Annotated in this window: 23 protein-coding genes and 1 pseudogene; 9 read left to right on the forward strand and 15 right to left on the reverse strand. The window is 38.1% G+C overall.

The window, feature by feature from the left end:
- Positions 1 to 250: 250 nt before the first annotated feature.
- Positions 251 to 817, reverse strand: a complete 567-nt coding sequence (locus AC1M9B_RS13885; RefSeq protein ID WP_481589581.1) for a peptidylprolyl isomerase — start codon at positions 815 to 817, stop codon at positions 251 to 253.
- A 165-nt stretch (positions 818 to 982) separates the two neighbouring features.
- Positions 983 to 2,053, reverse strand: coding sequence for an alpha/beta hydrolase (locus tag AC1M9B_RS13890; protein WP_481609323.1), 1,071 nt, complete (start codon positions 2,051 to 2,053; stop codon positions 983 to 985).
- A 199-nt stretch (positions 2,054 to 2,252) separates the two neighbouring features.
- On the opposite strand from AC1M9B_RS13890, the gene AC1M9B_RS13895 reads away from it, so the two are divergent.
- A complete protein-coding gene (locus AC1M9B_RS13895) occupies positions 2,253 to 2,705 on the forward strand; it encodes a cell envelope integrity TolA family protein (RefSeq protein ID WP_092768671.1) in 453 nt (150 codons plus the stop codon).
- Between the two features lie 194 nt (positions 2,706 to 2,899).
- Here the strand turns inward: AC1M9B_RS13895 and AC1M9B_RS13900 are convergent, their stop codons facing one another.
- Positions 2,900 to 3,151 (reverse strand): hypothetical protein, encoded by a 252-nt coding sequence (locus AC1M9B_RS13900; RefSeq protein ID WP_035269475.1) that lies wholly within the window; start codon positions 3,149 to 3,151, stop codon positions 2,900 to 2,902.
- Between the two features lie 707 nt (positions 3,152 to 3,858).
- On the opposite strand from AC1M9B_RS13900, the gene grpE reads away from it, so the two are divergent.
- Both grpE and dnaK read left to right on the forward strand, forming a co-directional pair.
- Complete coding sequence (gene grpE, locus AC1M9B_RS13905) at positions 3,859 to 4,431, forward strand: nucleotide exchange factor GrpE (RefSeq protein WP_257219952.1); 573 nt, start codon at positions 3,859 to 3,861, stop codon at positions 4,429 to 4,431.
- Positions 4,432 to 4,549: 118 nt separating this feature from the next.
- Positions 4,550 to 6,496 carry a molecular chaperone DnaK gene (gene dnaK / locus AC1M9B_RS13910; protein WP_481592405.1) on the forward strand — a complete coding sequence of 649 codons (1,947 nt, stop codon included), beginning with the start codon at positions 4,550 to 4,552 and terminating at the stop codon, positions 6,494 to 6,496.
- A 42-nt stretch (positions 6,497 to 6,538) separates the two neighbouring features.
- On the opposite strand, the gene AC1M9B_RS13915 is transcribed toward dnaK, so the two are convergent.
- The 3 genes from AC1M9B_RS13915 to tyrS all read right to left on the reverse strand — a co-directional run bounded on the left by AC1M9B_RS13915 (position 6,539) and on the right by tyrS (position 10,834).
- A complete protein-coding gene (locus AC1M9B_RS13915) occupies positions 6,539 to 7,423 on the reverse strand; it encodes a hypothetical protein (protein WP_481609314.1) in 885 nt (294 codons plus the stop codon).
- 89 nt (positions 7,424 to 7,512) lie between these two features.
- Positions 7,513 to 9,450: an ATP-binding cassette domain-containing protein gene (locus AC1M9B_RS13920; RefSeq protein WP_481609315.1), complete on the reverse strand. Its 1,938-nt coding sequence runs from the start codon at positions 9,448 to 9,450 to the stop codon at positions 7,513 to 7,515.
- Positions 9,451 to 9,601: 151 nt separating this feature from the next.
- Positions 9,602 to 10,834 carry a tyrosine--tRNA ligase gene (gene tyrS / locus AC1M9B_RS13925; protein WP_171076798.1) on the reverse strand — a complete coding sequence of 411 codons (1,233 nt, stop codon included), beginning with the start codon at positions 10,832 to 10,834 and terminating at the stop codon, positions 9,602 to 9,604.
- Between the two features lie 63 nt (positions 10,835 to 10,897).
- Between tyrS and AC1M9B_RS13930 the strand changes: the two genes are divergently transcribed.
- Positions 10,898 to 12,025, forward strand: a complete 1,128-nt coding sequence (locus AC1M9B_RS13930) for an anhydro-N-acetylmuramic acid kinase (RefSeq protein WP_035269457.1) — start codon at positions 10,898 to 10,900, stop codon at positions 12,023 to 12,025.
- Between the two features lie 47 nt (positions 12,026 to 12,072).
- Here the strand turns inward: AC1M9B_RS13930 and AC1M9B_RS13935 are convergent, their stop codons facing one another.
- On the reverse strand, positions 12,073 to 12,375 hold the full coding sequence (locus AC1M9B_RS13935) for a monooxygenase (RefSeq protein ID WP_481589586.1): 303 nt from the start codon (positions 12,373 to 12,375) through the stop codon (positions 12,073 to 12,075).
- Between the two features lie 11 nt (positions 12,376 to 12,386).
- On the reverse strand, positions 12,387 to 13,121 hold the full coding sequence (locus AC1M9B_RS13940; protein WP_035269450.1) for a DsbA family protein: 735 nt from the start codon (positions 13,119 to 13,121) through the stop codon (positions 12,387 to 12,389).
- Between the two features lie 117 nt (positions 13,122 to 13,238).
- Between AC1M9B_RS13940 and AC1M9B_RS13945 the strand changes: the two genes are divergently transcribed.
- Positions 13,239 to 14,153, forward strand: coding sequence for a LysR family transcriptional regulator (locus AC1M9B_RS13945; protein ID WP_481609316.1), 915 nt, complete (start codon positions 13,239 to 13,241; stop codon positions 14,151 to 14,153).
- 107 nt (positions 14,154 to 14,260) lie between these two features.
- The gene (locus AC1M9B_RS13950; RefSeq protein WP_481592400.1) at positions 14,261 to 15,106 is read left to right on the forward strand and encodes an alpha/beta fold hydrolase; all 846 of its coding nucleotides are present in this window, start codon (positions 14,261 to 14,263) and stop codon (positions 15,104 to 15,106) included.
- A 35-nt stretch (positions 15,107 to 15,141) separates the two neighbouring features.
- Here AC1M9B_RS13950 and erpA read toward each other — a convergent pair whose 3' ends face one another.
- The 7 genes from erpA to dnaA all read right to left on the reverse strand — a co-directional run bounded on the left by erpA (position 15,142) and on the right by dnaA (position 24,504).
- Complete coding sequence (erpA, locus tag AC1M9B_RS13955; protein WP_035268624.1) at positions 15,142 to 15,477, reverse strand: iron-sulfur cluster insertion protein ErpA; 336 nt, start codon at positions 15,475 to 15,477, stop codon at positions 15,142 to 15,144.
- A 143-nt stretch (positions 15,478 to 15,620) separates the two neighbouring features.
- Complete coding sequence (locus AC1M9B_RS13960; protein WP_035268621.1) at positions 15,621 to 16,625, reverse strand: putative solute-binding protein; 1,005 nt, start codon at positions 16,623 to 16,625, stop codon at positions 15,621 to 15,623.
- A gap of 287 nt (positions 16,626 to 16,912) precedes the next feature.
- Entirely contained in the window at positions 16,913 to 17,920 is a 1,008-nt protein-coding gene (locus AC1M9B_RS13965) for a putative solute-binding protein (RefSeq protein ID WP_481589590.1), read from the reverse strand.
- 307 nt (positions 17,921 to 18,227) lie between these two features.
- Positions 18,228 to 20,696, reverse strand: coding sequence for a DNA topoisomerase (ATP-hydrolyzing) subunit B (gyrB, locus tag AC1M9B_RS13970; RefSeq protein WP_035268615.1), 2,469 nt, complete (start codon positions 20,694 to 20,696; stop codon positions 18,228 to 18,230).
- Between the two features lie 55 nt (positions 20,697 to 20,751).
- Entirely contained in the window at positions 20,752 to 21,834 is a 1,083-nt protein-coding gene (gene recF, locus AC1M9B_RS13975) for a DNA replication/repair protein RecF (RefSeq protein ID WP_481609317.1), read from the reverse strand.
- Between the two features lie 29 nt (positions 21,835 to 21,863).
- Complete coding sequence (dnaN, locus tag AC1M9B_RS13980) at positions 21,864 to 23,012, reverse strand: DNA polymerase III subunit beta (protein ID WP_180028822.1); 1,149 nt, start codon at positions 23,010 to 23,012, stop codon at positions 21,864 to 21,866.
- A 106-nt stretch (positions 23,013 to 23,118) separates the two neighbouring features.
- Positions 23,119 to 24,504 (reverse strand): chromosomal replication initiator protein DnaA, encoded by a 1,386-nt coding sequence (gene dnaA / locus AC1M9B_RS13985; RefSeq protein WP_035268607.1) that lies wholly within the window; start codon positions 24,502 to 24,504, stop codon positions 23,119 to 23,121.
- 644 nt (positions 24,505 to 25,148) lie between these two features.
- Between dnaA and rpmH the strand changes: the two genes are divergently transcribed.
- From rpmH to yidD, 3 genes and pseudogenes are all read left to right on the forward strand, one after another.
- Positions 25,149 to 25,283: a 50S ribosomal protein L34 gene (rpmH, locus tag AC1M9B_RS13990; RefSeq protein ID WP_000831329.1), complete on the forward strand. Its 135-nt coding sequence runs from the start codon at positions 25,149 to 25,151 to the stop codon at positions 25,281 to 25,283.
- Positions 25,284 to 25,315: 32 nt separating this feature from the next.
- Complete coding sequence (gene rnpA, locus AC1M9B_RS13995; protein ID WP_035268604.1) at positions 25,316 to 25,708, forward strand: ribonuclease P protein component; 393 nt, start codon at positions 25,316 to 25,318, stop codon at positions 25,706 to 25,708.
- A 9-nt stretch (positions 25,709 to 25,717) separates the two neighbouring features.
- Positions 25,718 to 26,039 (forward strand): annotated as a pseudogene (gene yidD, locus AC1M9B_RS14000) (membrane protein insertion efficiency factor YidD).
- Positions 26,040 to 26,044: the final 5 nt, after the last annotated feature.

Below are 26,044 nucleotides of genomic sequence, written 5' to 3' on the forward strand. Positions count from 1 at the left end.
TCAATGCTAGAAGCTGGACTCGAAACACTTAACAACTCAGCAACCTGCTTCGTTCGTTTCCGTGTATCTCGTCGGTATGGGGTGCATTCTAGAGCATTTCGAAATCATTGCAAGTGCTTTTAACCCCATGTTTTATTGAGTGTTCTATTTTTATGCACCATTATGATTCATTAATAATCACATTTACACTTAACCCTATAATATTGAAGCAAAAATATTAATTTAATATTTCTGCTTCTTTTTTTAATCACTATTTCGCTTTTGAAGGTTTTATATTCACACTTAAAATTTTAATAGGATTTTTTGGCACATCTTGATGCATACCAAATCTACCAGTAGGCACTTTTGCAATTTTATCGACAACATCCATGCCTTTAGTTACCTGACCAAACACAGCATAACCAGGATTCATTGGCGCTTTATTTAGAAAATCATTATCCGCAATATTGATAAAAAATTGGCTTGTTGCTGAATCAGGCTGGTTTGTACGTGCCATGGCTAAAGTGCCACGGTTATTCTTTAAGCCATTATAAGACTCGTTCTTGATTGGAGGTCGATTCGCTTTTTCTTTCATCGATACATCTAATCCTCCACCTTGGATCATGAACCCTGGAATAACCCGATGGAAGATTGTGCCGTTATAAAAATTAGCTTTCGCATAAGTTTCAAAGTTCTTTACTGAAATCGGAGCTTTATCATTAAACAACTCGATTTCGATATCTCCTGCTGATGTTTTGATTTGCATATGCGTATTTGCTGCCAAAGACAAAGTACTCATCGCCGCAACAGAAGCACCTAACATCATTTTTTTTAACATACGCTATCCTCTTATTGATGTTTTATCTTATCTATTATTCATGAATCAATCGCCAGAAAAGATTCAGTTTTTTGTTAAGCATCAAAGTATTTTTATTCGATTACTCTATATAAAGAAAAAATCCTGAGTTTCGTTTAAATCTCAGGATTTGAAAGTAAGGATCTATTAACTATTTTTATCCCAAAATCTTCTAAACTCTTTACTCATTTCAATCAACAATTTTTTAGAACGCCCTGAGATTAGCGTTAGATTAATAAATCCGTGTGTTTGATCTTCAAAATCTTGATACAACACTTTAGTGCCATTTTGACGTAATTTGTGGGCGTAAATTTTGCCTTCATCATGCAATACATCATGTCCCGCTGTAACAACATAAGCTGGTGCCAATTTTTTTAGATTGCCGTATGTTGGGGAGATTAGTGGATTATCCAAAGCAACTTTATGTCTTGTCGCGTAGTATTCTGTCACATAGTCAATATCGCTGTTGGTTAATACTAAACCATCTTTATACGCAAAGAATGATGGATGACGACTTTTGAAATCCACCGCAGGATATATTAAAAATTGAGCTTGAGGCGCATAACTGGCATTCAATGCACGTTGAGCAACGACAGCACTAATATTACCGCCAGCACTATCTCCTGCTACAGCAATACGATTTTTTAAGATTTTAAAGTGACGACGATTTTGATATACCCATGCCAATGCGTCTTCACATGATTGAATCAATGATTGTGGAGAAACTTCTGGTGCTAAAGGATAATCAATACTGATTACTTGTGCTTTTGCATAATTCGCAATGATTCGGCACGCTTCATCATGTGTATTCACACTTCCGACAACAAACCCACCACCATGATAAAATACAATCATTGGTAGTTTTTTATTCGGAGCAGGATGATAATGTCTGGCAAATACAGTACCACTTTGTAAAGGAAGACGAATATCTTCTACATATTGAACATGAGATGATTTATGTGTGATGGATTGGATTTGATTTTCAAATTCTTTTCTTGATTTATCAATATCAGCGCCAATAAAGCCTGATTTTCCTTGTTTCAACTGTGCAGCCATCAAGCATTTTGTAAAACTATCGAGTTGAGGATAGTCATAGGGATAGCCAAGTAACTTCACTAGAGACTCTTGAACGATCTTTGGGAGTCGATCTAATGCACGTCCTGCAGAACCCTGACCATTTTCAAGTAATTGTTGTATTTTTTGATTCACGATTCCGATCCTTTTAAAAATCCGTATTCTTCATAATTTCTACACGATCAGCCATTTCATGACTATTTTGTTAACTAAGTCTACTGATCAATATACAAACTTCAATTCCATTTACGCTAATCTGACTATAGCAGTCTTGTCATTGACTATTTAATCCAACATCAGGAATTTTTTGGTTGTCCTGATTCAACATATAAAGGTGAAAGCTATGGCAATAAAAGTAATGATAATGTCATTGGCCACAGCAGTTCTTGCAGTCGGTTGTGTGGCCTTCCCTGACGATGGCCCTTATTATAATGGTAATTATGACCATCGTTATGATCGTGATTATGATCGCAACTATGACCGTCAACGTTGGGAGAGAGAACGCGCACAACGTTTACATCAACAGCGCCTTGAACAAGAAAAGCGCAAACGTGAATATGAACGTCAACGCCAACAACGTGAATTAGCAGATCGACGTAATAAAGAACGTGCTGAGCATGATCGTCGTAAACAGATTGAACAACGTCAAAAGGAAATTCTAAAACAACGTCAAGCTGAACGTAATCGTTGGAATCAAGATAATCGTAAAAAAGCGATTGAAGAACAACGTAAGCGCTTAGAACAGGACCGCAAGAAGCGAGAACAGGAACGTCAACACGATCGCCGAGATCGTTAAGCTTTCTTGGACTCAAGACAATTGATTTAAAGTTACCTCACAAACCTAACATTCACATTTGAATGTTAGGTTTTTTTAAGTGCTGTGATTCTAAAAATAGACAGTAAAGGCATCCTATTTACTCTCTATTCTCTGCTTTTTCATAAAATTTAATCCATTATAAGCAGTTTAAATGAATTAAATTTCATTGCATTTTACTCAACAACTTGAGGGGCTTCTGCACCTTCAGCTGGGACAGCTTGAATCGGTTCAGCAGACTCTACACTTGGGTCAGCTTGTACAGCCACACCATTTTGGGTATCCATTTCAGTAGTTGCCGCTTGCGCTATTGAAGCATCTGTTTGTGTGGTCGCTTGAGCAGTTTCAGCAGATTGGTTTGAAGTACAACCTACAGTAGCAAAACCAATAGCTGCAAATGCCAGGGAAATGAGACCTAATTTTTTCATTGTTTAATTCCTTACTTGAAACATTCAAAGTCAGAGTTAACTTTGAAGGCTTATCATTCCTGACTTTTTTATTTCATGCGTCAGTTCTTGGTTCAAGTTTCGATGACTTCAGGTTGAACTTATGAAAAAAGTGTAAAGAAAATGCAATTCAACTTTTATAGTTGAATATATCTCCTAAGCCATTTATTTAATTTATTTTTTAGTGAATATGTGGTGCGATATAAACCCTTTTTGAAGGTGACTGAATCACAGTGTGGCTACACGGTATATCGGTTGCTTAACATTGTTACTCAGATCTCGACAAGCAAAAAAAAACTCATCCAAGGAGGTTGGATGAGCTATTAAAAAGCAAAAACAAAATAAATAGAAACTACAGCGTTAGTATCTGGTTAAAGATAATACAGATTTGATTCTTTAAAAGGAAAGACTTGTTTTATCTGAATCTATATTTTTTATATATAAAATATACACTAAATCATATTTTTATAATCTTTCTCCAGTTCATCTCCTCGTCTTATTCTAGACTTTAGATTTCTCTAAATGAATCGAAAAATTTTCATTCCTTGTTCTAAAGATGAATTTAGTAGAAATAAACATCGTTTAAGCTTGAATTATTTATAGTCGCCCACATTACCTTTGTATTGATGAATTACACACGCATGGCAGTTCAGATTAACGCAGTTAACACTGATGCCAAAGGACTGTACATGTTTAAAAACCCATTTAAGCGGAGATCTTCCATGGCAAATGAGCAAAACGAACAAACTCAGGACGTTCAAACGGAACAAACTGAACAGCAAGTTGAAAATCAACAAGCTGAAGTTGAAGTTTCTGTAGAAGACCTTCAAGCGCAAATCGCAACGCTGACTGAAAACTTAAAATATGAAAAAGCAGTTGCTGCAAATGCGAAGTATGAAGCAGAAAAAACCAAAGAACGTTTAGAGCGTGAAGCGGATACTGCGAAAAAATTTGCTTTAGAGAAATTTGCAAAAGAATTATTGGATTCAGTTGACAACCTTGAACGTGCAATTGCTGCTGCAGGTGATGAAAAAACTCCTTTATCAGAAGGTGTAGAACTCACACTGAAGTCATTATTAGCAACATTAGAAAAATTTGGTGTTGTGGCAGTTGACACTGAAAATGGTTTTAATGCTGATTTGCATCAAGCAGTAGGTATTGCTCCAGATGCAAAAGCGGGTGAGATTGGTACGGTACTTCAAAAAGGTTACACCCTTTCTGGCCGTTTACTTCGTCCTGCAATGGTCATGGTAGGCCAATAAGTCAAGAAATACGGGAGTTTGTAAAAATTTTTTAAGTTTTTAACTTGAAAAATAATGAATGGCTCTCATATCGGATAACAAGTGAAAGATCACAACAAAATTTTCGAGGAACACATCAATGGCTAAAATTATTGGTATTGACTTAGGTACTACAAACTCATGTGTTGCAGTACTTGAAGGCGATAAAGTTAAAGTAATCGACAACGCTGAAGGCGCTCGTACAACTCCGTCTATTATTGCGTATAAAGATGGCGAGATCCTTGTTGGTCAATCAGCTAAACGTCAAGCGGTAACAAACCCGAAAAATACATTATTTGCGATCAAACGTTTGATCGGTCGTCGTTACGAAGATCAAGCAGTTCAAAAAGATATTGGTCTTGTACCTTACAAAATCATCAAAGCTGACAATGGCGATGCTTGGGTTGATGTAAACGACAAGAAACTAGCACCACAACAAATCTCTGCAGAAGTTCTTAAGAAAATGAAGAAAACTGCGGAAGATTACTTAGGTGAAACAGTTACTGAAGCGGTAGTTACTGTTCCTGCATACTTCAACGATGCTCAACGTCAAGCAACGAAAGATGCTGGTAAAATTGCTGGTTTAGATGTTAAACGTATCATCAACGAACCAACAGCTGCAGCGCTTGCGTTCGGTATGGACAAGAAAGAAGGCGACCGTAAAATCGCGGTTTACGACTTAGGTGGTGGTACTTTCGACGTATCAATCATTGAAATCGCTGACCTTGATGGCGACCAACAAATCGAAGTGTTGTCTACCAACGGTGATACATTCTTAGGTGGTGAAGACTTTGATAACGCGTTAATCGATTACTTGGTTGAAGAGTTTAAGAAAGAACAAAATGTGAATCTGAAAAATGATCCACTTGCGTTACAACGTTTGAAAGAAGCTGCTGAGAAAGCGAAGATTGAATTGTCTTCTTCGAATGCAACTGAAATTAACCTTCCATATATCACTGCTGATGCGACTGGTCCTAAACACTTAGTGATCAACGTAACACGTGCGAAATTAGAAGGTCTTGTTGCTGACTTAGTTGCTCGTACAATCGAGCCATGTAAGATTGCACTTAAAGATGCTGGTTTATCAACTTCTGATATCTCTGACGTAATCTTGGTTGGTGGTCAGTCTCGTATGCCTCTTGTACAACAAAAAGTACAAGAGTTCTTCGGTAAAGAGCCACGTAAAGACGTGAACCCTGACGAAGCTGTAGCAATGGGTGCTGCGATCCAAGGTGCTGTACTTTCAGGTGATAAAAACGACGTTCTATTACTTGACGTTACACCATTGACACTTGGTATTGAAACAATGGGTGGTGTGTTAACTCCAATCATCGAGAAAAACACAACAATCCCTGCGAAAAAATCACAAGTGTTCTCTACAGCTGCTGATAACCAGCCTGCAGTAGACATTTCGGTTTACCAAGGTGAACGTAAAATGGCTCAACAAAACAAATTGTTGGGTAACTTCCAATTGGGCGATATCCCACCTGCTCCACGTGGCGTGCCGCAAATTGAAGTATCGTTCGACATCAACGCTGATGGTATCTTGAAAGTATCTGCTAAAGATAAGAGCACTGGTAAAGAGCAATCAATTCAAATTAAAGCAAACTCAGGTTTGAGCGATGCTGAAATTGAAGCGATGATCAAAGATGCTGAAGCGAATGCTGAAGAAGATCGTAAGTTTGAAGAACTTGCTAAAGCACGTAACGAAGCTGATGCATTAGTTTCTTCTGCTCAAAAAGCAGTAAAAGACCTTGGTGAACAAGTGACTGCTGATGAAAAAACTGCGGTTGAAACTGCTGTTTCAGAACTTGAAGCTGCAACAAAAGAAAATGATGTTGACGCGATCAAAGCGAAAACTGAAGCACTTCAAAACATCATCATGCCGATCACTCAACGTGCTTATGAAGCTGCGCAGGGTGCTCAAGGTGGTGCGCAAGGTTTTGATCCAAATGCATTCCAAGGTGATGCTGCTGGTCAACAACAAAAAGCGGACGACGGCGTTGTAGATGCTGAGTTCACTGAAGTGAAAGATGACAAAAAATAATTTGTCTCTTTAAATAAAAGACCGCGCGAAAGCGCGGTTTTTTTATTTAGTAGATAATGATTCTTGGATTTTCTGATCTGCTAGAAGGAAGTTAAAGATTGAAGTTAACCAAATGATTAGAATGAAACATCTTTCTTTGGTAAAGCGATCTAAAATATTTCCATGAAGTATTTCATTTCGATCATTATTAATTTTTAATTCACTATCTATCTTATAAGCATCTAATTCCTCGAAATATATATTTGTATTTTTAGCTATTATAATTTTATGATATATACCAGTGATAGATTTATTATTTTTTATTATTTCTTCTTCATTTCTTTGATTTGTATATCTAATTTCTTCTCCACAATATTTATAAGATGTACCATTCCTGAGAAGAACATTTTGATAAACTAAATAATCAGTCAATATCCCCTCAAGTTGTCCATACAAAAGAGCTAAGCAACCGGCATAAAAATCTAACTCATAAAGCTTAAATGCTTCTTGGATTATATTTTTTCTCAGTTTAAAATTTTCTCCTAAATTTATTTCATCAAATTTCGAGAAAAACATTTCATCAAAATAGTTAGTTTTTATGACATCAAACAGATGTAAATTATCAAGATTATCTTCATTTTCAAAAATTAATTGAATGAAACAAGCCAGAGAAAGTGTTTCATTTACATGTGATAAATTTGTATTGTCTTCAAGCGAACCTAATAAATTATCTAGATATGGCTCATATTGTTGGAATTTATAAATTCCCTCAATGAAGTTTTTTAATTTTTCTTGGTCAATGCTGTTTATTATATTTTGTAAAGCTTCAGCCATAGGAATTAAAGCTTTACCAATTTCATTTACTAATACATATGTTCCTTCGGCAAATTTTTGAAGCCCTTTATAGAATTCAGTATCTGTATTTAATTTTATTTTTTCTAGAGCCATTAATTCTTTTTCTTAACATAAACATAAGATTTCAATCATATACATTTAAATAAAAAAGCCCAATCTAAATTGGGCTTTTTTATCACTCATTATTCATCAAACGAACTTTCCAACTCTTCAAGTTCCATCATCAGTTCAAGCATTTTTTCTTCTGCTTGTGCTAATTTTCCTTTTAGTTCCGTTTGTTCATTCATCAATTTTAAAAGATCATCTTTCCGAGACGCATCATAAAGTGATGCATCCCCTAAAGCATCCTCAATTTGAACTAAACGTGGTTGAATCTTTGCAATCTCAGCTTCCAATTTTTCGATATTTTTACGAATTGGGCGGCTCATTTCACGGCGACGCGCAGCTTCTTTACGCTGTGCTTCTTTATCTACTTTAGAAACTACAGGCTTATCGATCACTTGAGATTTTACTGGCTCAGGTGCTTGCTGCCCTTGCTTCATCAACTCTGTACGTGCTTGACGTAACCAGTCTGCATAAGCGACCAGATCACCTTCAAACTCACGACATTTACCGTTATGCACTAGGAGTAATTCATCACAGACACTTGCAATTAATTGGCGTTCATGTGAAACCAACACCACTGCCCCTTCAAAGTCTTGTAGTGCCATAGTTAATGCATGACGCATATCCAAGTCTAAATGGTTGGTCGGTTCATCTAAAATTAAAACATTTGGACGCTGCCAGACAATCAAAGCCAATGCTAAACGTGCACGCTCACCCCCAGAGAAGCTTTCACACGGCGTATCCATACGCTCACCAGAGAAACCAAAACTCCCTAAGAAGGCGCGTAAAGTCGCTTCACTAATCTTTTTATCTGCAATACGAGATAACTGCAACATTGGACTCGCATTACCATCTAATGCATCCATTTGATGTTGGGCGAAATAACCAATATTGAGGAGTTCAGATGCTTTGCGTTGACCTTGAATTAAAGGTAAATCACCCACCAATGATTTAATTAATGTGGACTTACCTGCACCATTCATTCCCAGTAAACCGATACGGCTGGTTGGCGTGATTTGTAGTTTCACATTGGTCACAATCAGTTTGTCGCCATAACCAATATCAGCACTATCCAGTTGTAACAACGGAGAACTCATTTTGGTGGGTTCACGGAAGCTAAAGGTAAAAGGCGTATCGACATGCGCAGCAGAAAGCTCTTGCATTCGTTCGAGCTGTTTAATACGGCTTTGTGCCTGTTTTGCTTTGGTTGCCTTAGCTTTAAAACGATCAATATATTTTTGCAGATGTGCACGTAGCTCAAGCTGTTTCTCATAGGCTTGTTGTTGCTGAGCTAAACGTTCACTTCGGGTACGTTCAAAGGTTGAATAGTTGCCGGTATAAAGCGTTAGTTCTTGGTTTTCAATATGCAAAATATGGTCGGTAATGGCATCCAAGAAATCACGGTCATGCGAAATCAGTACCAATGTGCCTTCATATGCTTTTAACCAATCTTCTAACCATAAAATAGCGTCTAAATCTAAATGGTTCGTCGGTTCATCAAGTAAGAGTAAATCTGAACGACTCATCAAAGTACGTGCAAGATTTAAACGCATACGCCATCCACCAGAGAAACTTTTTACACTAAGTTCTGACTGATGTTCAAAGAAGCCTAGCCCAGCCATCAGTTGTGATGCTTTAGACGGCGCTGAGTAGCCACTAATTTCATCAAAACGACCATATAGATTTGCCAAATCTTGATCAGATAATCCCTCAGGATGCTCAAGTTTGTGTTGGATATCCCAATACTCTTCATCACCGGATAGAACGAAATCAATCGCTTTCATATCCAGCGCTTTAATCTCTTGCGCCATATGCGCCACTGTCCAAACCGATGGTCGTGTTAATGAGCCACCATCTGATTCCATGCCTCCAAGTAATGCTGAAAACAACGTCGATTTTCCTGCACCATTGACACCTGTTAAACCAATCTTCCAACCAGGGTGAAGTTGCATAGACGCTTTTTCAAATAAAATGCGACCGCCGCGGCGAATGGTAAGTTGGTCTAACTGAATCATAGATATTCAAACAAATAAGTATTGGATGGCGCATTTTAATGGATTTCAACCAGAACAACCAAAAATTAATCCATCTTTCATCTTCATTTCATTCTTGACATAAAAAAGCCATCACTTAGGATGGCTTTTGAATCATTCAAAACTTTATGATTTAGTCAGTAAAAGTTACTTTAGCAATGGCCTTTTTACCTGCTTGAACAATCACTGTTTTATTTTCGTTAATTGAGAATGATGCATCCACCACCTCCCAATCGACTTTAACGGCTCCACGTGAAACAGCATCTTTGGCTTGCGCTGCATTTTTGGTTAAGCCCGCTGCACGAACAATAGAAGCAATAAACATTTCACCACCGAATTCACCACGTGAAATCGTCACTTCTGGCGTTCCTTCAGGAAGCTCACCTTCTGTGATGATATTCCCTGCACCTTTGTGTGCATTCGCAGCAGCTTCGCTTCCATGGAAACGCTCCACTAACTCGAGCGCTAAGATACGTTTAATTTCTTGAGGGTTACGACCTTCAGCCATTTCTTTCAATAAGCCTTCGATCTCTTCCATTGACTTGAAGCTCAGCAGTTCGAAATATCGCTCAATTAAGCTGTCTGGCATTGAAAGTACTTTTTGGTACATCGCACCAGGTGCATCAAATACACCAATGTAGTTACCTAAAGATTTAGACATTTTGTTGACGCCATCTAAACCTTCAAGAATTGGTACAGTGATACACACTTGTGGCTCTTGATTATAACGACCTTGTAAAGTACGCCCCATCAACAAGTTAAAGGTCTGATCCGTACCACCTAACTCAACATCTGCCTCGAGCGCGATAGAGTCATAGCCTTGCACCAATGGATATAAAAACTCGTGAATCGCAATCGGCTGTTGGTTGTTATAGCGTTTAGTAAAGTCATCACGTTCAAGCATACGTGCAACTGTTTGCTGTGAAGCCAATTGAATCAGGTCAGCAGCAGTTTTTTGAGCAAACCATTCTGAGTTAAACACCACCTTAGTTTTATTTGGATCAAGAATTTTGAACACTTGTTCCTGATAGGTTTTCGCGTTTTCTAAGACTTGCTCACGTGACAATGGTGGACGAGTTGCACTTTTACCTGTTGGGTCACCAATCATCGCAGTGTAATCACCAATCAAGAAGAATACTTCATGACCTAAGTCTTGAAACACTTTAAGCTTGTTAATTAATACCGTATGACCTAAGTGTAAGTCTGGTGCTGTAGGATCAAAACCCGCCTTAATTTTCAAAGGACGATTCAATTTTAATTTCTTCAGAAGATCTTCTTCTGAAATAATTTCATGTGTGCCTCGTTGAATGAGGGCAAGTTGTTCTTCAGCAGGCAGGAAATTTGACATCACAAAACCCAAATACATCTGTTGTTCAATTTGTGCGATATACTAACACTTTTTCAGCACAATGCAGGCTTAAGAATAATCATGACCACAATCTACATTGGTGTAATGACTGGCACGAGTATGGACGGCGTCGATTTTGTAGCCGCTTCTTTTGATCCATTACAGATCCATGCAACGCTGACATTAGCCTTTGATCCAGATTTACGTGATGAACTGATGGCACTTACTTTGCCAGACGATAATGAAATTGACCGCATGGGTAAAGCTGATGTCGCTTTAGCACAGATGATCGGTCATGGAATCAATCAACTTATACAAGAAAATAATCTCGATAGAACTCAAATAAAAGCCATTGGATCTCATGGTCAAACGATTCGTCATCGTCCCGAACATGGATTTACCCTTCAAATTGGTGATCCCAACATTATTACTGAAATCACTCAAATTCCTGTGGTATCAGATTTTAGACGCCGTGATATGGCTGCTGGTGGTCAAGGTGCACCTCTAGTGCCAGCATTCCATCAAGCCTTATTTCAGCATCCGACGATACACCGTGTGATCTTAAATCTCGGTGGAATTGCCAATGTCAGTATGTTACCTGCGGGTGATCCTAAAGGCGTATATGGTTTTGATACTGGACCAGCCAATATTTTGATGGATGCTTGGTGTGAACGTTACACAGGGCAGCCTTATGATGAAAATGGCAATTGGGCTGCTTATGGTACGCCTATTCGTGCTTTGCTTGATCGTTTGCAATCACATGACTTTTTCTCGAAAGAGCCGCCAAAAAGTACTGGTCGCGAAGACTTTAATTTGGAATGGTTGGATGAACAAATTGCGGATTGGCGTAGCGATGTTGAATACGATGAACTTGAAGATACGCCTGAAAATGTTCAAGCAACGCTGATGAAACTTACGACACGTGCCATTAAAAAAGCCATTTATCGTTCCCCTATGGACACAGGTGAAGTTTATGTCTGTGGGGGGGGTGCATACAACTCACAATTATTAGAACAATTACGTTGGCGTTTACGTAAACATGAGTGGAGTGTTCAAACCACAGCAGATTTGGGATTAGCACCGACTTGGGTGGAGGCGACCGCTTTTGCGTGGTTGGCTATGCGATTTGTAAACCAACTTGCTGGTAATTTACCTGAAGTGACAGGAGCTCAAGGAGATCGAGTTTTAGGAACGATCACTGCGGTTTAAATGAAGAATCGATGTATCCACTATCCTGAGTTGATACATCGATTTACTTAAACAGGTGCAAAATTCAATTTTGAAAGTGGCGAGTTTACAGCAAAAATTCGATGTCTACATTCAGTAAAGCCATTTTCCCTTAAACGCTGAAGATGCATATTTAGATAATCCTCTGCATCTGCTTGGCTTTCAAATAAGTAAATTCCACCTGCTTCTTTGGACGCTTCATTTTCAGTCCAAATTTTCCAAATCAAGCCTTTCTCATTTGCTATTGAATCCGCGAGTGTTTTGAAACTTTCAAACATTTCATGCCCCCAAGGTCCATCATAGGGAAAATCAATTTGTAGAATAATTGCCATTCAACTTTTCCTTATATACGCGCATCTTTGATTAAGTCATCAATAGCTTGTGTTAATTTTTCCAATGCCACATAACCAGAGCCTATGATTTTGACATTGTCTCCATGACGTATCACAAAACTTGGGAACCCTTTTATGCCCCAACTTCGGTTAAGCTTGAACTCTTCATAGGTCGCTGTTTGGGTCTCAGGTAATTCAAACAACGTTGAGAATACGTCAAAATCTAGCTCAAATGTTTCACATATACTTCGATAATATTCAAGCTCGTTCGGATCTTCACCATCCACATAAAATTTATATTGGATTGCTGAAAAAAATGCCAAAAGTTTTTCATCATGATGATCATGGTCTTGCCAAAGTTGTCGAGCAACGTAAATAGCACGTGCTGAAGGCTCAGTATCATAATTAAAATGTGCTCTTTCTAACAATTTTTCAGTGAAAGGTTGTTGAGTCAGTCTCTGAATATTTTTCCATTCGGTGCGTAAAAAATTCTTGAAAGTATCAGTCCAAGCATCACCTCCACCAGGTCTTAAACCACCGCTAATCACTTGAAAGCCAACACCATGCTGAATTGCATATTCACGCGCTTGTTTAATGATATTTGAACTTCCCCAACACCATGAGCACATTGGGTCACCCACATAAATCAGGCTGAGGTCAGATGCTACATTGACCACTGCATTTTGGCCTTTTTCCAATTCGGCTACTGAACAAGTACCAGTTTCTAAATCACAATTCATTGTCATTGCTATGTCCTCAATTTGCTAAATCAGATCATTTGCTACATCTGATCAATTGACTTAACTTAGCGGTTCTATAATGATGTGAATAGACAATAAAAATGAAAGGTGGTGTTCGATTTTATGAACAGCTTACCCTACTCAATCGATGACCTATATTGGTTCGTACTGATTGCAGATGCTGGAAGTTTATCCGCGGCAGCAAGACGTTATGATATTGCTAAATCCACGTTATCTAATCGACTTTCAAGACTTGAAGAATCCTTAAATATTAGATTATTAAATCGAAATACCAATTCAAGCTCACTAACTGAAGCTGGTAAGATTTTCTTAAAAGAAATCTCCCCCCTATTTCATCAGATTGAATCGCTGACGAACGACCTCACACAATTAGAAATACAACCCAAAGGTCGAATTCGAATAGCTGCTTCGGGAACTTTTGGAAAATTGGTGGTATTGCCTTTAATCTCTCAATTTTTAATTGAATATCCACACATTGATATTGAAATTGATTTGAATGACACTAAAGTTGATTTGATTTCTGGAGGATATGACTTAGCCATCAGACTTGGTGATTTAGCAGACTCTACACTCCATGCTCAAAAGGTTGGACAAGTTCGAAGAATTTTATGCGCCAGTCCAACCTATCAAATGCGTTATGGCATTCCTGAACACCCAGAGCAACTGTGTGATCATCATTTTATCTCGCATAACCGCGAGCTGTCCAAAATCACACTTTTCAAAAACGGTACGATAAAAAAATTTAAAATTTATACCCATTTGATGGTGACACCATCCGAACATGCACTTGCTGCTGTAGAAGCACATTTAGGTATTGCCGCCGTTGCAGAAATCCAAGTGGCCCATCAATTAGTCAACTCAACGTTAATTCATATTTTACCTGAATGGTCTCTAATCCCTGAAGATGTCCACTTGGTTACTCCGAGCTTAAGCTATCGGACCTTAGCTTTGAGACTTTGCTTAACGTTCTTACAAAAACAAATCCCAATACAAATACACCGTTTAATCAACCCATAATATTGTCAGACAATGAACGACCTTCTTTCACCTAGAACTGACCCGTTCAGCCCTAGTTCTATCATCCAAATTTGATAAAGATATGTAAAGGAAAGAGGATATAGATCATGGAAAAACAACAACGAATCACTGAGTTTCAAAAAGGTAATCTTATTTTTGATGTAATAGACAGCGGTCCAATCGATGGCAGTCCAATTGTGCTATTACATGGTTTTCCTGAAACATCAAAAATTTGGCAGCATAGTGCCGAAATACTAAACCAACATGGTTTTCGCACCTACGCGTTAAACCAACGTGGATATAGCTTAAGGGCTCAACCGAAAAAACGCGCAGATTATGCCATTCAACATTTAGCAGATGATGTAAATGTTCTACTCGACTTAATTGGAGAGCCTTCATATATCGTAGGACACGACTGGGGCGCAGTCGTTGCTTGGGAAGTTGCTCTACGTTATCCTAATAAAATTAAACATTTGACCGCGATCTCCGTCCCTCACAAAGCAGCATTTATGCGGGCTTTTTACAGCAGTACACAACTTTTTAAATCCTATTATATGGGACTATTTCAGCTTCCATGGATACCTGAGTTGCTCTTTAATAAAACACCTCAAATTGGCGAGGCTTTATTAAAAAATTCTGGGATGACAGTTGAACAATTAAATAACTTTAAACAAGAAATGATCATAGAAAAACGGCTCAGCCCATCACTCAACTGGTATCGAGGTTTACCTTTTAGCTCTAATAAAACGCTATTCAATAAAGTCAAAGTTCCCACTTTATTTATTTGGGGCAAAGATGACGTTGCAATTGATGCTAAAGGTGTTCAGTTCAATCAAAATTATGTTGAAGGTCCATATACGGAAATTCATTTAGAGGCGAATCATTGGATTCCAGTTCAAAATTATCATGAGCTGACTGATTTAATTCTGAAAGAACAGCAAAAATTATCATAAAAAAAGCCCGCTTAGCGGGCTTTTTTTGCTGCATATTAAATTGAGAATGAAGATCCACAACCACATGTCGTTGTCGCATTAGGATTTTGCACGATAAAGCGTGATCCTTCCAAACCTTCAACATAATCCACAACTGAACCAACGAGATATTGATAACTCAGTGAGTCAACAAGCATCTTCACATCACCATTCACAAATTCAGCATCGTCTTCATTTTGAGATTCAGCAAAATTGAATCCGTAAGAAAAACCAGAGCAACCACCACCTGTCACATATACACGTAACATCAAATCTTGATTTCCTTCGCTCTCACGAAGTTGACGAACTTTATTCGCAGCATTGTCAGTCAGCTCAAGTGCTTGGGCAGTCATGATGGATTCCTCAAAAAATTAAATAGGCTTTGAAATTAAAAGACCATATATCAAGTATAACATACTCAATATATGGTCATAACTCGAACTTTAAAGTTTATTCAGAGTAAATTTATCGGATTTAAATGTAACGTCCTATGAACTTATTTGTAGTTCTCATCCTGCAAGCTACATTCGAAGTTTGTCGGTTCATTCTTACAACGGAACTGCCAAAGTAGTTTCATCATTTGTTTGTTGTAAACACCTTGTTTAGTAAGTGCAATACGAGATTCACGCATTAATTTTTGATAACCAGGTTTATCTCCAGCTGGAACATTCATCCAATATTTAGCCGGAATATCCGCTTTCATTTTGCCTAAAATTTGATTCGCACGTGGTAATTGTGTTTTCACCCAATCACGCGATTTCTGTCCGAAACCTTCAGGGAATTTATCATGACGAATGATGATATTACCGGTCACTTGAAGAATTGGATAATTCACAATTGCACCTTTCGTTCCTAGCCCTTTATGAAGTTCTAAAGGACGGAATACCGCTGCTGGTGCACCAATAATATCAACTTGGCCATTATTGAATTTACTCCCAAAATTAGTGACATCAGAACTCACTGCTTGCGCACCAATTTGCTGTACCATAATTTTTTGTGCCTGATCATAATCAAGTACGGCGATCTTTTTACCCGCAGCTTTAGCAACCGTATTAATACTACGATCACGCACCATTAAATAAGCATCGCCAACAGGAATCACTCCTGCAACTTCATAGTTGCCATTTTTCATATGCTTTGCAAAGGTTGGACTTGCTAAACCTTGCATAACTTTGACAGCTAAATTGAGATTAGTAATCGCACCAATGGCATCTAAAGAGCCAGTGAAATTATTAAACTGACGACCGCGCATCCCTGTGATACTGACACCGTCACATTTACCTGCTTTGAAATCTTCAGCAATTACGCCTTCATTTTGTCCGACTTTAAGCTCAATATCAGCTCCCCACTGCTTAGCAGCAAGTTGATAATCTTTCATTAACGCATAGACATCGCCGTTTTTCCCGACGAGATCAAACACGCAGACGACTTGCTTTGCTTGTGAAGCCGTTGCAGCAGTCATTAAACCTGCTGATAATAATAATGTTTTGGTTAAATTCATTTTATTGTTTCCTATTCCTTCTTTCTTATAGTCTCGAATATCCCATATCGAACACCTTAAACTTCAGTGTCAGTGTGTTGAACTAAAATGAGATTACACGATCCAATTGTGTAGATACTGATCCTGAGATGCTGTATGTATATGGTTTTTAGATACAGATCATTTAAATACTACTTATTGTGATTAAAGCATACTTTTTTCTTATAAATGTGCATTGGCGAAAATGACATAAAATGAATAAAAAAAATCCTAGACCAGGTCTAGGATTTTTTCTTTAGAAATCAGAATTATTCACCACCAAGTGAACATTCGAAGTTGGATTTATCGACAGAGCAACGTGCTTTCTTAAGAACAGACATCATCTCTTTGTCATAAATACCTTGTTTAGTGAGATCCATACGACCATCACGAAGTAGTTTTTGATATTTCAGCTTTTCTTCAGCTGAGAATTGCATTTTGTACTTAGCAGGAATTTCACCCTCTAAACGCTTGATCATTGCGTAGCTTTTCGGCAAGTTTTTAACAAACCAATCACGTGATTTTTGACCAAACCCTTCAGGGAATTTTTCAGGCTTCATCACAAAGTTTGCTGTAATGTGTACCACAGGGAAATCAAACATTGCCCCTGTACTACCTAAACCTTTATAAATTTCAAGAGGCTTATAGGCATATGCTGGTGCACCCACCATATCCACCTGACCATTATTGAACTTCGCAACAAAGTTTGAAACATCAGATCCGACTGCTTGAGCACCGACACGTTGCACCATAATTTTTTGTGCGGGATCATAGCTTAATACTGCGAATTTCTTACCTGCAGCTTTTTCGATTGAATCAATTTTTTTATCACGCACGAAAATATATGCTGCCCCTAGTGGTGCAATACCAGCCACTTCATATTTTTTCCCACCGAGATTTGTGACCATCTTTGCAGCATTACGTTTGTCTAAAGCAAAAGTAATCGCACGTTGTGCAATTGCATTTGATGGTGCGCCACCTAAAGAGTCAATCGAACCCACAAACTTGTTATATTGACGAGCACGCATCGCTGTTAAGAAAACAGCATCACACTTACCTGCTTTAAAATCATTATCGGCTACAGCCTCATCTTGACGTGGAATCAGATTGATATCTGCACCCCAGCCCTTTGCTGCCAATGCCCATTCTTGAGCCATTTGAAACGATTCACCAGACTTACCGAGTAAATCAAATACACACACATCAACCTTTGCTTGAGCAGTTGAAACCATACCCATGGTTGAAGCCGCCAATAAAGCCAGAGTTGTTTTTTTCATTCTTAGTTCCTTTTAAGCATTTAAATGGATTCTTTTCCATGACAAAAATTTTAATCACTCTCTATTTAAAAAAATAGAGCTATTGCTCTATTTTTTATTATCTAATTATAAGTTATTGAATTTTATATTTTTAATTATTTATTAATTTCGTAAATGCTTATTTAATTATCTTTATATTTCATATAATAAATAAAATATGTGACTTCAAGCACATCATTTTATTGAAATTAATTCCCAAAAAATGACTTAAGATTTTAGATTGATACAAAAAAAGCACTCCTAAGAGTGCTTTTTTTAACTTATAGCATTAAGCATCAATATCTGCATTCAATGCATTCTCTTCAATAAATGCACGACGTGGTTCAACATCATCACCCATGAGACAAGAGAACATGCGATCTGCTTCAATTGCATCATCAATCGTCACTTGAAGCATATTACGATTTTCAGGATCCATCGTGGTTTCCCAAAGCTGCTCTGCATTCATCTCGCCCAAGCCTTTATAGCGTTGGATCATCATGCCACGGCGTGAATCTGCCAATACTTGTTGCCATACTTGATGGAAGTTAGCAACATTGACTTTACGCTCACCTTTTTGCAAATAAGCCCCGTCTTCAAGTAACGTAAACCAACTCTTTGAGTTTTGAAGTAAACGTTTATATTCACCTGAACCCAACAAACCAGCATCTAATAAATAGTGATGAGGAAGGTTGTGTACATACACTGTTAAACGTGGCCAATAATGTGTTTCACGTGAACCATCTGCGAGTTCTTTTTCGAATGCTTCGAGCGTGAATTCAGGTCTTAAGCTTGGCTGTTGTGTTTCAATTGCTTGACGCAATTGCTCAGCCCAAGACGTCACATAAGCTTCATCTTGATTTTGATCTAATTTAAATGCATCTAAACCAAGTAAAGCATCTAACAAAGTTGCAGGATAACGAATCGTTAATCGCTGTAAGCTTTTTTGTGATGTCTGATAATCAGCAATGACTTTTGCAAGCGCTTCACCACGAATCGCAGGTGCGTCAGCACTGATATGTAATGCCAACTCATCAATTGCATTCGAAATTAAATATGTTTCAAGCGCATCATTATCTTTAATATACTGTTCTTGCTTACCTTTCTTTAATTTATAAAGTGGTGGCTGAGCAATATAAATATGACCACGTTCCACTAATTCCGGCATTTGACGGAAGAAGAACGTTAATAACAGCGTACGAATATGTGAACCATCCACGTCCGCATCGGTCATAATAATAATTTTGTGGTAACGTAATTTGTCTGGATTATATTCTTCACGACCGATACCACAACCTAATGCTGTAATCAGTGTTCCAACTTCAGCAGAAGAAATCATCTTGTCAAATCGAGCACGTTCCACATTTAGGATTTTACCTTTAAGTGGTAAAATCGCTTGCATTTTACGATTACGACCTTGTTTCGCTGAACCACCTGCTGAATCACCCTCGACAAGATATAGTTCAGATAAAGCTGGGTCTTTTTCTTGGCAATCCGCCAATTTACCAGGAAGACCTGCTATATCAAGCGCACTCTTACGGCGAGTCATTTCACGTGCTTTACGCGCTGCATCGCGTGCACGCGCTGCATCAATAATTTTACCCGCAATCGATTTAGCCGCAGCTGGATTTTCAAGAAGATATTCTGAAAAAGCTTTATTCATTGCTTGTTCAACAGCAGGTTTTACCTCGCTCGATACCAATTTTTCTTTGGTTTGAGAAGAGAATTTTGGATCAGGAACTTTCACTGAAACAATAGCTGTTAAACCTTCACGTGCATCATCACCAGAAACCGCAACCTTCTCTTTTTTGAGTAAGTTTTCGTTTTCCATGTAGTTATTTAGGCCACGAGTTAAAGCAGCTCGGAAACCAGCTAAGTGAGTACCACCATCTTTTTGAGGAATGTTATTGGTAAAGCAACGTACGTTTTCTTGGTACGTATCATTCCATTGCAATGCAACTTCAACACCAATGCCATTATCAGCTTGCGTGGTAAAGTGAAAAATATCGTTAAGATGCGTTTTTCCTTCGTTAATGTATTTAACGAATTCTGATAAACCACCCTCATAATCAAATACATGTTCTAAACCAACACGTTCGTCACGTAGAACAATTCGAACGCCCGCATTTAAAAATGACAGTTCACGTAAACGACGAGCTAAAATATCGACATTGAAAATGGTCTGACTGAATGTTTCAGCACTTGGATAAAAACGTACACGTGTACCCGAACGATCTGTATCGCCCACCACCTTTAAAGGGTATTGAGGGTCACCATGGCGGTATTCTTGTTCATGAATTTTACCAGCACGATGAATTGTGAGTTCCAGTTTACTAGACAAAGCGTTTACAACTGAAACACCTACACCGTGTAAGCCACCAGAAACCTTATAGCTGTTGTCATCAAACTTACCACCCGCATGAAGAATCGTTAAGATGACTTCAGCAGCAGATACACCTTCTTCAGGGTGAATATCTGTGGGAATACCACGACCGTTATCTGCGACAGAAACAGATTCGTCTTCGTGAATGGTAACCAGAATTTCATCACAGTGACCAGCAAGGGCTTCATCAATCGAGTTGTCCACCACTTCAAACACCATATGGTGTAAACCAGTACCATCATCCGTATCACCAATATACATGCCTGGACGCTTACGTACTGCGTCTAAACCACGTAATACCTTGATGCTAGAGGAATCATAAGCCTTTTCAATGGTTTGTTCTGTTTGAGAAGCAGCTTGATCTTCTGAACTCATGGTTACTCCCTAGTGAAAAAAAGGTCTATCCAAAGATGGAGAAAACTTCAAAAAATTATTGCACAACAACTTGAACAGAACCGTTTTCAACATTGAATAATTGATAGGAAATAGACAAATCATGTAAATGCTTTTGTACAGATTCATGGTCTAAAGTGGTAATGAAAACTTGACTACCAAGTTGGCTCAATCGCTCAATTAAACGTTGTTGTGCGGTTATATCTAATTCTGCTGTCACATCATCTAATAATACCACAGTTTCCTTATTAGACGCATGCAACATTGCGATCTGTGACAATTTTAAAGCCATGATTAATAATTTTTTTTGCCCCCGTGACAGTACGGCATCTGCATCTCCTGTTGGGGTTTTTAACTTTAAATCTGCACGGTGTGGACCATATTCTGTATAGCGTCTTTCGCAGTCTTTTTGATGATACAAAATCAAGTCTTCAGCCAAGCCATGTTCCACATGAAAGCCTGCTGCATACTCCATATGGATCTCGATATCTGGTAATAGTGTTTTAAGATCTTGCTGAAAAAATATCTGCCACTGTTCAACAATAGCCTGACGTTGTAAATGTAATATTTCACCGTACTCACTAAGCATTTTGTTCCATGCTTCTAAATCTTGCAGCGTCAGATTACGTTTTGATTTTAATAAGCTATTTCGTTGTTTTAATGCTCTAGAATAAAATTGCCATGCATAGTAAAAATCTGGTTCCACGTGAAACATTAACCAATCAAGCAATTGTCGTCTTGGTTTAGCTCCGTGATCAATAATATCTGTACTCAGAGGGTCAATAAGCTGTAATGGTAAAATTTTGGCTAGCTGTCCTTGAGTGGCAATACTATCCCCATTCACTTTAATATGTTGCTCACCTGTAATGAGCTTTTGCATACCAATCTTTTCAGTAGCAGACTGTGCAAATACAATCGCATCCTGCATTTGATTTTGAATGTAATGTTTAGGAATATGTGTACGAAAAGATCGACCAGTGGCCAATAAGTGAATTGCTTCTAATATAGACGTTTTTCCTGAACCATTTTGTCCATAAAAAACATTAAACGGTTGCAACTCTTGGAGTGCAACCGCTTTTAAATTTCTCACACGCTGGATATTTAAACGCGTAATGAACATGACCAGATTAAACTAAATCAAAAACAACATTAAACACGCATCGGCATGACGACATAGGTTTGATCTTGATGTGCTGGATCTTGAACCAATACAGATTGGTTTGCCTCAGTCATCGTCATTAATACATCATCACCATCCAGCACATTCAATACATCCAAAATGTATTGTGCGTTGAATGACATTTCCATAGGTGCATTATTGTATTGAATCGCAAGATCTTCAACTGCCTCATCTTGCTCTGGATTATTGGCACGAAGTTGCAGTGAATCTGGATTGAAGTTTAAAAATACTCCACGTAATTTTTCATTACTCAGGATAGCAACTCGCTGTAATGATTGTTTGAAAATATCATGTGCAATCGTAACTGTTTTATCACCGCCACGAGGAATAACACGTCGATAATCAGGGAATTTACCATCAATTAATTTTGTAGTAATACGAACAGTAATATCACCCTGCTCTTTATCACGGCTTGGAATTGTCAAAGTAACATTCAGGAGCTCACGACCAATTAACAGCGAGAGTTGATTATCTTCGATACTCAATAGACGCTGTAATTCACCGACCGCTTTACGAGGCACAATTGCTTGCACTAACTGCGAAGCATTTGAACTGGCCAATGTTTCACAAAGAGCAAGACGATGTCCATCTGTCGTCACTGCACGAAGCTGATTTTCATCAATTTCAAGTAAAGTACCTGTAAGATAAAAACGGACATCCTGAACAGCCATCGCAAAAGAGGTTTTTTCAAATAAACGTTTTAGTTCACGTTCAGTGACCTGAACTTGAGTCCCTTGACTATTTTCAGTCGTTAATAAAGGGTAATCCTCAGCAGATAATGTTCCTAATACAAAGCGGCTATTACCAGATTTCAAAATACAACGCTGGTCTTCTGTGATTTGTAAATCAATCAGTGCTGCTGTCGGTAAAGATTTACAGATATCCATCAATTTACGTGCGGGTACTGTGGTTTGACCTGCTTGTAAACATGCTCCCTCTAAAAGCGTTGTACTCGCAACAAGTTCAACTTCAAGATCGGAACCTGTAATCGTCAGTGCATCTTGAGTAACCTGAACTTTGACGTTTGAAAGAATATTTAACGTATGGCGACGTTCTACAGCACCTACAACATGAGACAAAACATTGAGTAAGCTTTCTTTCGCGATCTTCAAACGCACGATGGATTTCCTCTAAAAACAGTATATCGACGACAGACTAAAACACTTTTAATCATGTACTATGCGGCAGAATATGCCGCATTGCAAGAATAGAATTTAAACAGATTTAGCTTTGTAATAAGCGCATTAAATTTTTGTAATCTTCATTAAAGATGGGATCTTCAGCACACAAACTCTGCACTTTTTCACAGGCATGCATGACTGTACTGTGATCACGACCACCAAATGCCATGCCAATTTCAGGAAAACTGTCGCCCGTTAATTCTCTCGCAAGCCCCATTGCTAATTGACGTGGTCGAGCATATATACGAGTTCGTTTAGGTCCAACCAACTCTTTCAATGGGATACGAAAATATTCACTGACTACACGCTGAATATTTTCGGTGCTAATAGTACGAGCACGAATCGCAAGAACATCTTTCAGTGATTCTCGCACCACATCTAAGTCGATTGGTGTCCCTTTAAAACGAGAAATCGCGACGACTTTATTTAATGCACCCTCAAGTTCACGTACGTTTGCCACAACTTGCTGTGCAATAAAGAGCGCACAGTTACGAGGCAAATCGATACCATTACTTTCAGCTTTTTTAAGTAAAATCTCAATTCGAGTTTCAATATCAGGCGGTTCTACCCCTACCGATAATCCCCATGAAAAGCGAGATACCAAACGAGGATCTAACTCGGTCAACTCTTTAGGATAGCGATCTGAGGTCAAAATAATTTGTTTAGATTCATCTAATAAGGCATTAAACGTGTAAAAAAACTCAACTAAGCTGGCTTCTTTACCTGCAAGTAAATGGATATCATCCACTAAAAGTAAGTCCAGTGAACGGCAATTTTTTTTAAATTCTTCGACTTTACCTTGTTGAAGTGAACTCACAAAGTCCTGAACAAAACTTTCAGCAGTCATGTACATCACACGAGCATTTGGTTTAGCTTGTAATAAAGCATTACCCACTGCTTGCATCAAGTGGGTCTTACCTAAACCAGTCGGACCGTATAAAAATAACGGGTTATGTTGAGGTTCGCCTAACTGAGTTAACACTTTACGGCAGGTTTCTGCCGCCATCTGATTTGAACGCCCTTCGACGAACAATGCAAAATTAAACAGCGGATTTAATAATCGTTTTTTTGATGTTTTTGTATTTTGCTGCTCATTGCTTTCTTTTTTTGCTCTGACTACAGGTGCTGCTGCTGAAGACTCAAGCGCTGCAGTTGTTGTCGCAGGTTGCTCTGAAGCAGATAAAATCGCGCCTGGTCGTGAGTCGACTAAAATTTCAACTTTACAAACACGTCCTTCAGACATTTGTTCTGCAAGAATGCTAATTAATTCTAAATGATGTTCTTGAATATAGCGTGTCCAGTAAGGATTAGGTGCATAAAGCTTTAAAACACCATCTACCTCTTCGGCAACCAATGGACGTATCCACATTGCAAAGACATTATCTGAGAGCTCTTGTCGCAAGCGATTTAAGCAGTCTGTCCACAGCATGTGAAACCCCTCATTCCATTTAAATTTAAAAACAACCCCATGAGATTGGGGAGGCAATCATACCCAAGTTATCCACATATGTCATGAGTAATTTTGAACTTTAAACACAAATAATCAAATTTAAAAGTCTAAATTTAAATTTAAAATAGGGTGTGGATAAGGTTTTCCACAAACTGTGGATAAATAAAAGTAATAACTTATCCACAATCTATAAAAAATATGAAAACATAGTTATCAACAACCTAAGTATATATATTTAAAAAAAAATAATGCCTTATCCATAGAAAATTACAACCCTAATAGTAATAAATTTAAATTTATAAATTTGAATTTATTTAATAAGATTCGGTTTTCTGTGGATAATCATTCCTTGTGTTTAAATTTAAATTCAAATTTAAAAATCAGTCATAATTAAATTTCATCTTGTGTATAAGTTTATGGATATTTCTGTGGTTAACTTAAATACTATAATAAAAACATATATTTATTTTGTGTATAAATAGATTATTTAACAAATTTGTATCTTTCTCAGACTCAAGCAACTTTCATCAAAAGTGTTACACAATACTGTTTAATATTGACAGAACAAACAATGCACAATACAATCGCGAACCTTTATAGAACACCAACTTTGGAGTTTCGATATGAAACGTACTTTCCAACCATCTGAATTAAAGCGTAAACGCGTTCATGGTTTCCGTGCTCGTATGGCGACTAAAGCTGGCCGTCAAGTATTAGCTCGTCGTCGTGCAAAAGGTCGTCACAGCTTAACTGTTTAATACCAGTTTAGTTTATCGACGATTTGGGTGTTATGACACTTTATAGTTTCAGTCCAGAGGTGAGAATCCGCTGTGCTGCAGATTACAAAGGTGTATTTGATGGTGCGCTTTTTAAAGTGCATCAACCCCATTTCTTATTTTTAGCTACACCGACTAAACAGCCTAAAAGCCGTTTAGGTATTGTTGTTGCTAAAAAGAAAGTGCGCCGTGCACATGAAAGAAATCGAATAAAACGTATTGCTCGCGAAAGTTTTCGCTTAAATCAGCAAGATATAGATTTATTGGATATTGTGGTCATGCCTAAGGTAGGTATTGAGTCGATTCCGAATGCTGAATTGCATAAGCAATTACAATTTGCATGGCAGAAGCTACAGCGTCTTGTAAAAAAACATCATAAAATATCAGTTCCCTCTCCTCAAAGTTAGAGGTGGCCAATGGTCCGTATATTGCATTGGTTGATTCGTTTCTATCAAATTGCGATTAGTCCGCTCCTTGGACCTCGTTGCCGTTATTTCCCAACTTGTTCTCAATACTCGTTAGAAGCTATTCATATACATGGCCCGATTAAAGGTGTCTGGTATGCAACGCGACGGATTTGTCGTTGCCATCCGTGGGGTGGAAGTGGATATGATCCTGTTCCCAAAAAAGCAATTCGTTTTATTTCATTTCAGCAAATAGATTCTCAAATGACTCACGTTACTGTACCCTTGCGTGAGCGTTTATTGAACCAAAAATCACTCTAACCAATTGGGGTAATCGAT

It is taken from the genome of Acinetobacter sp. ANC_7513, assembly GCF_056779915.1.

Coding starts and splice junctions, on each gene's coding strand:
- AC1M9B_RS13885 (WP_481589581.1), bottom strand. CDS start 817: ATGTTAAAAAAAATGATGTTAGGTGCTTCTGTTGCGGCGATGAGTACT.
- AC1M9B_RS13895 (WP_092768671.1), top strand. CDS start 2,253: ATGGCAATAAAAGTAATGATAATGTCATTGGCCACAGCAGTTCTTGCA.
- AC1M9B_RS13900 (WP_035269475.1), bottom strand. CDS start 3,151: ATGAAAAAATTAGGTCTCATTTCCCTGGCATTTGCAGCTATTGGTTTT.
- grpE (WP_257219952.1), top strand. CDS start 3,859: ATGTTTAAAAACCCATTTAAGCGGAGATCTTCCATGGCAAATGAGCAA.
- dnaK (WP_481592405.1), top strand. CDS start 4,550: ATGGCTAAAATTATTGGTATTGACTTAGGTACTACAAACTCATGTGTT.
- AC1M9B_RS13915 (WP_481609314.1), bottom strand. CDS start 7,423: ATGGCTCTAGAAAAAATAAAATTAAATACAGATACTGAATTCTATAAA.
- AC1M9B_RS13920 (WP_481609315.1), bottom strand. CDS start 9,450: ATGATTCAGTTAGACCAACTTACCATTCGCCGCGGCGGTCGCATTTTA.
- tyrS (WP_171076798.1), bottom strand. CDS start 10,834: ATGTATTTGGGTTTTGTGATGTCAAATTTCCTGCCTGCTGAAGAACAA.
- AC1M9B_RS13930 (WP_035269457.1), top strand. CDS start 10,898: ATGACCACAATCTACATTGGTGTAATGACTGGCACGAGTATGGACGGC.
- AC1M9B_RS13935 (WP_481589586.1), bottom strand. CDS start 12,375: ATGGCAATTATTCTACAAATTGATTTTCCCTATGATGGACCTTGGGGG.
- AC1M9B_RS13940 (WP_035269450.1), bottom strand. CDS start 13,121: ATGACAATGAATTGTGATTTAGAAACTGGTACTTGTTCAGTAGCCGAA.
- AC1M9B_RS13945 (WP_481609316.1), top strand. CDS start 13,239: ATGAACAGCTTACCCTACTCAATCGATGACCTATATTGGTTCGTACTG.
- AC1M9B_RS13950 (WP_481592400.1), top strand. CDS start 14,261: ATGGAAAAACAACAACGAATCACTGAGTTTCAAAAAGGTAATCTTATT.
- erpA (WP_035268624.1), bottom strand. CDS start 15,477: ATGACTGCCCAAGCACTTGAGCTGACTGACAATGCTGCGAATAAAGTT.
- AC1M9B_RS13960 (WP_035268621.1), bottom strand. CDS start 16,625: ATGAATTTAACCAAAACATTATTATTATCAGCAGGTTTAATGACTGCT.
- AC1M9B_RS13965 (WP_481589590.1), bottom strand. CDS start 17,920: ATGAAAAAAACAACTCTGGCTTTATTGGCGGCTTCAACCATGGGTATG.
- gyrB (WP_035268615.1), bottom strand. CDS start 20,696: ATGAGTTCAGAAGATCAAGCTGCTTCTCAAACAGAACAAACCATTGAA.
- recF (WP_481609317.1), bottom strand. CDS start 21,834: ATGTTCATTACGCGTTTAAATATCCAGCGTGTGAGAAATTTAAAAGCG.
- dnaA (WP_035268607.1), bottom strand. CDS start 24,504: ATGCTGTGGACAGACTGCTTAAATCGCTTGCGACAAGAGCTCTCAGAT.
- rpmH (WP_000831329.1), top strand. CDS start 25,149: ATGAAACGTACTTTCCAACCATCTGAATTAAAGCGTAAACGCGTTCAT.
- rnpA (WP_035268604.1), top strand. CDS start 25,316: ATGACACTTTATAGTTTCAGTCCAGAGGTGAGAATCCGCTGTGCTGCA.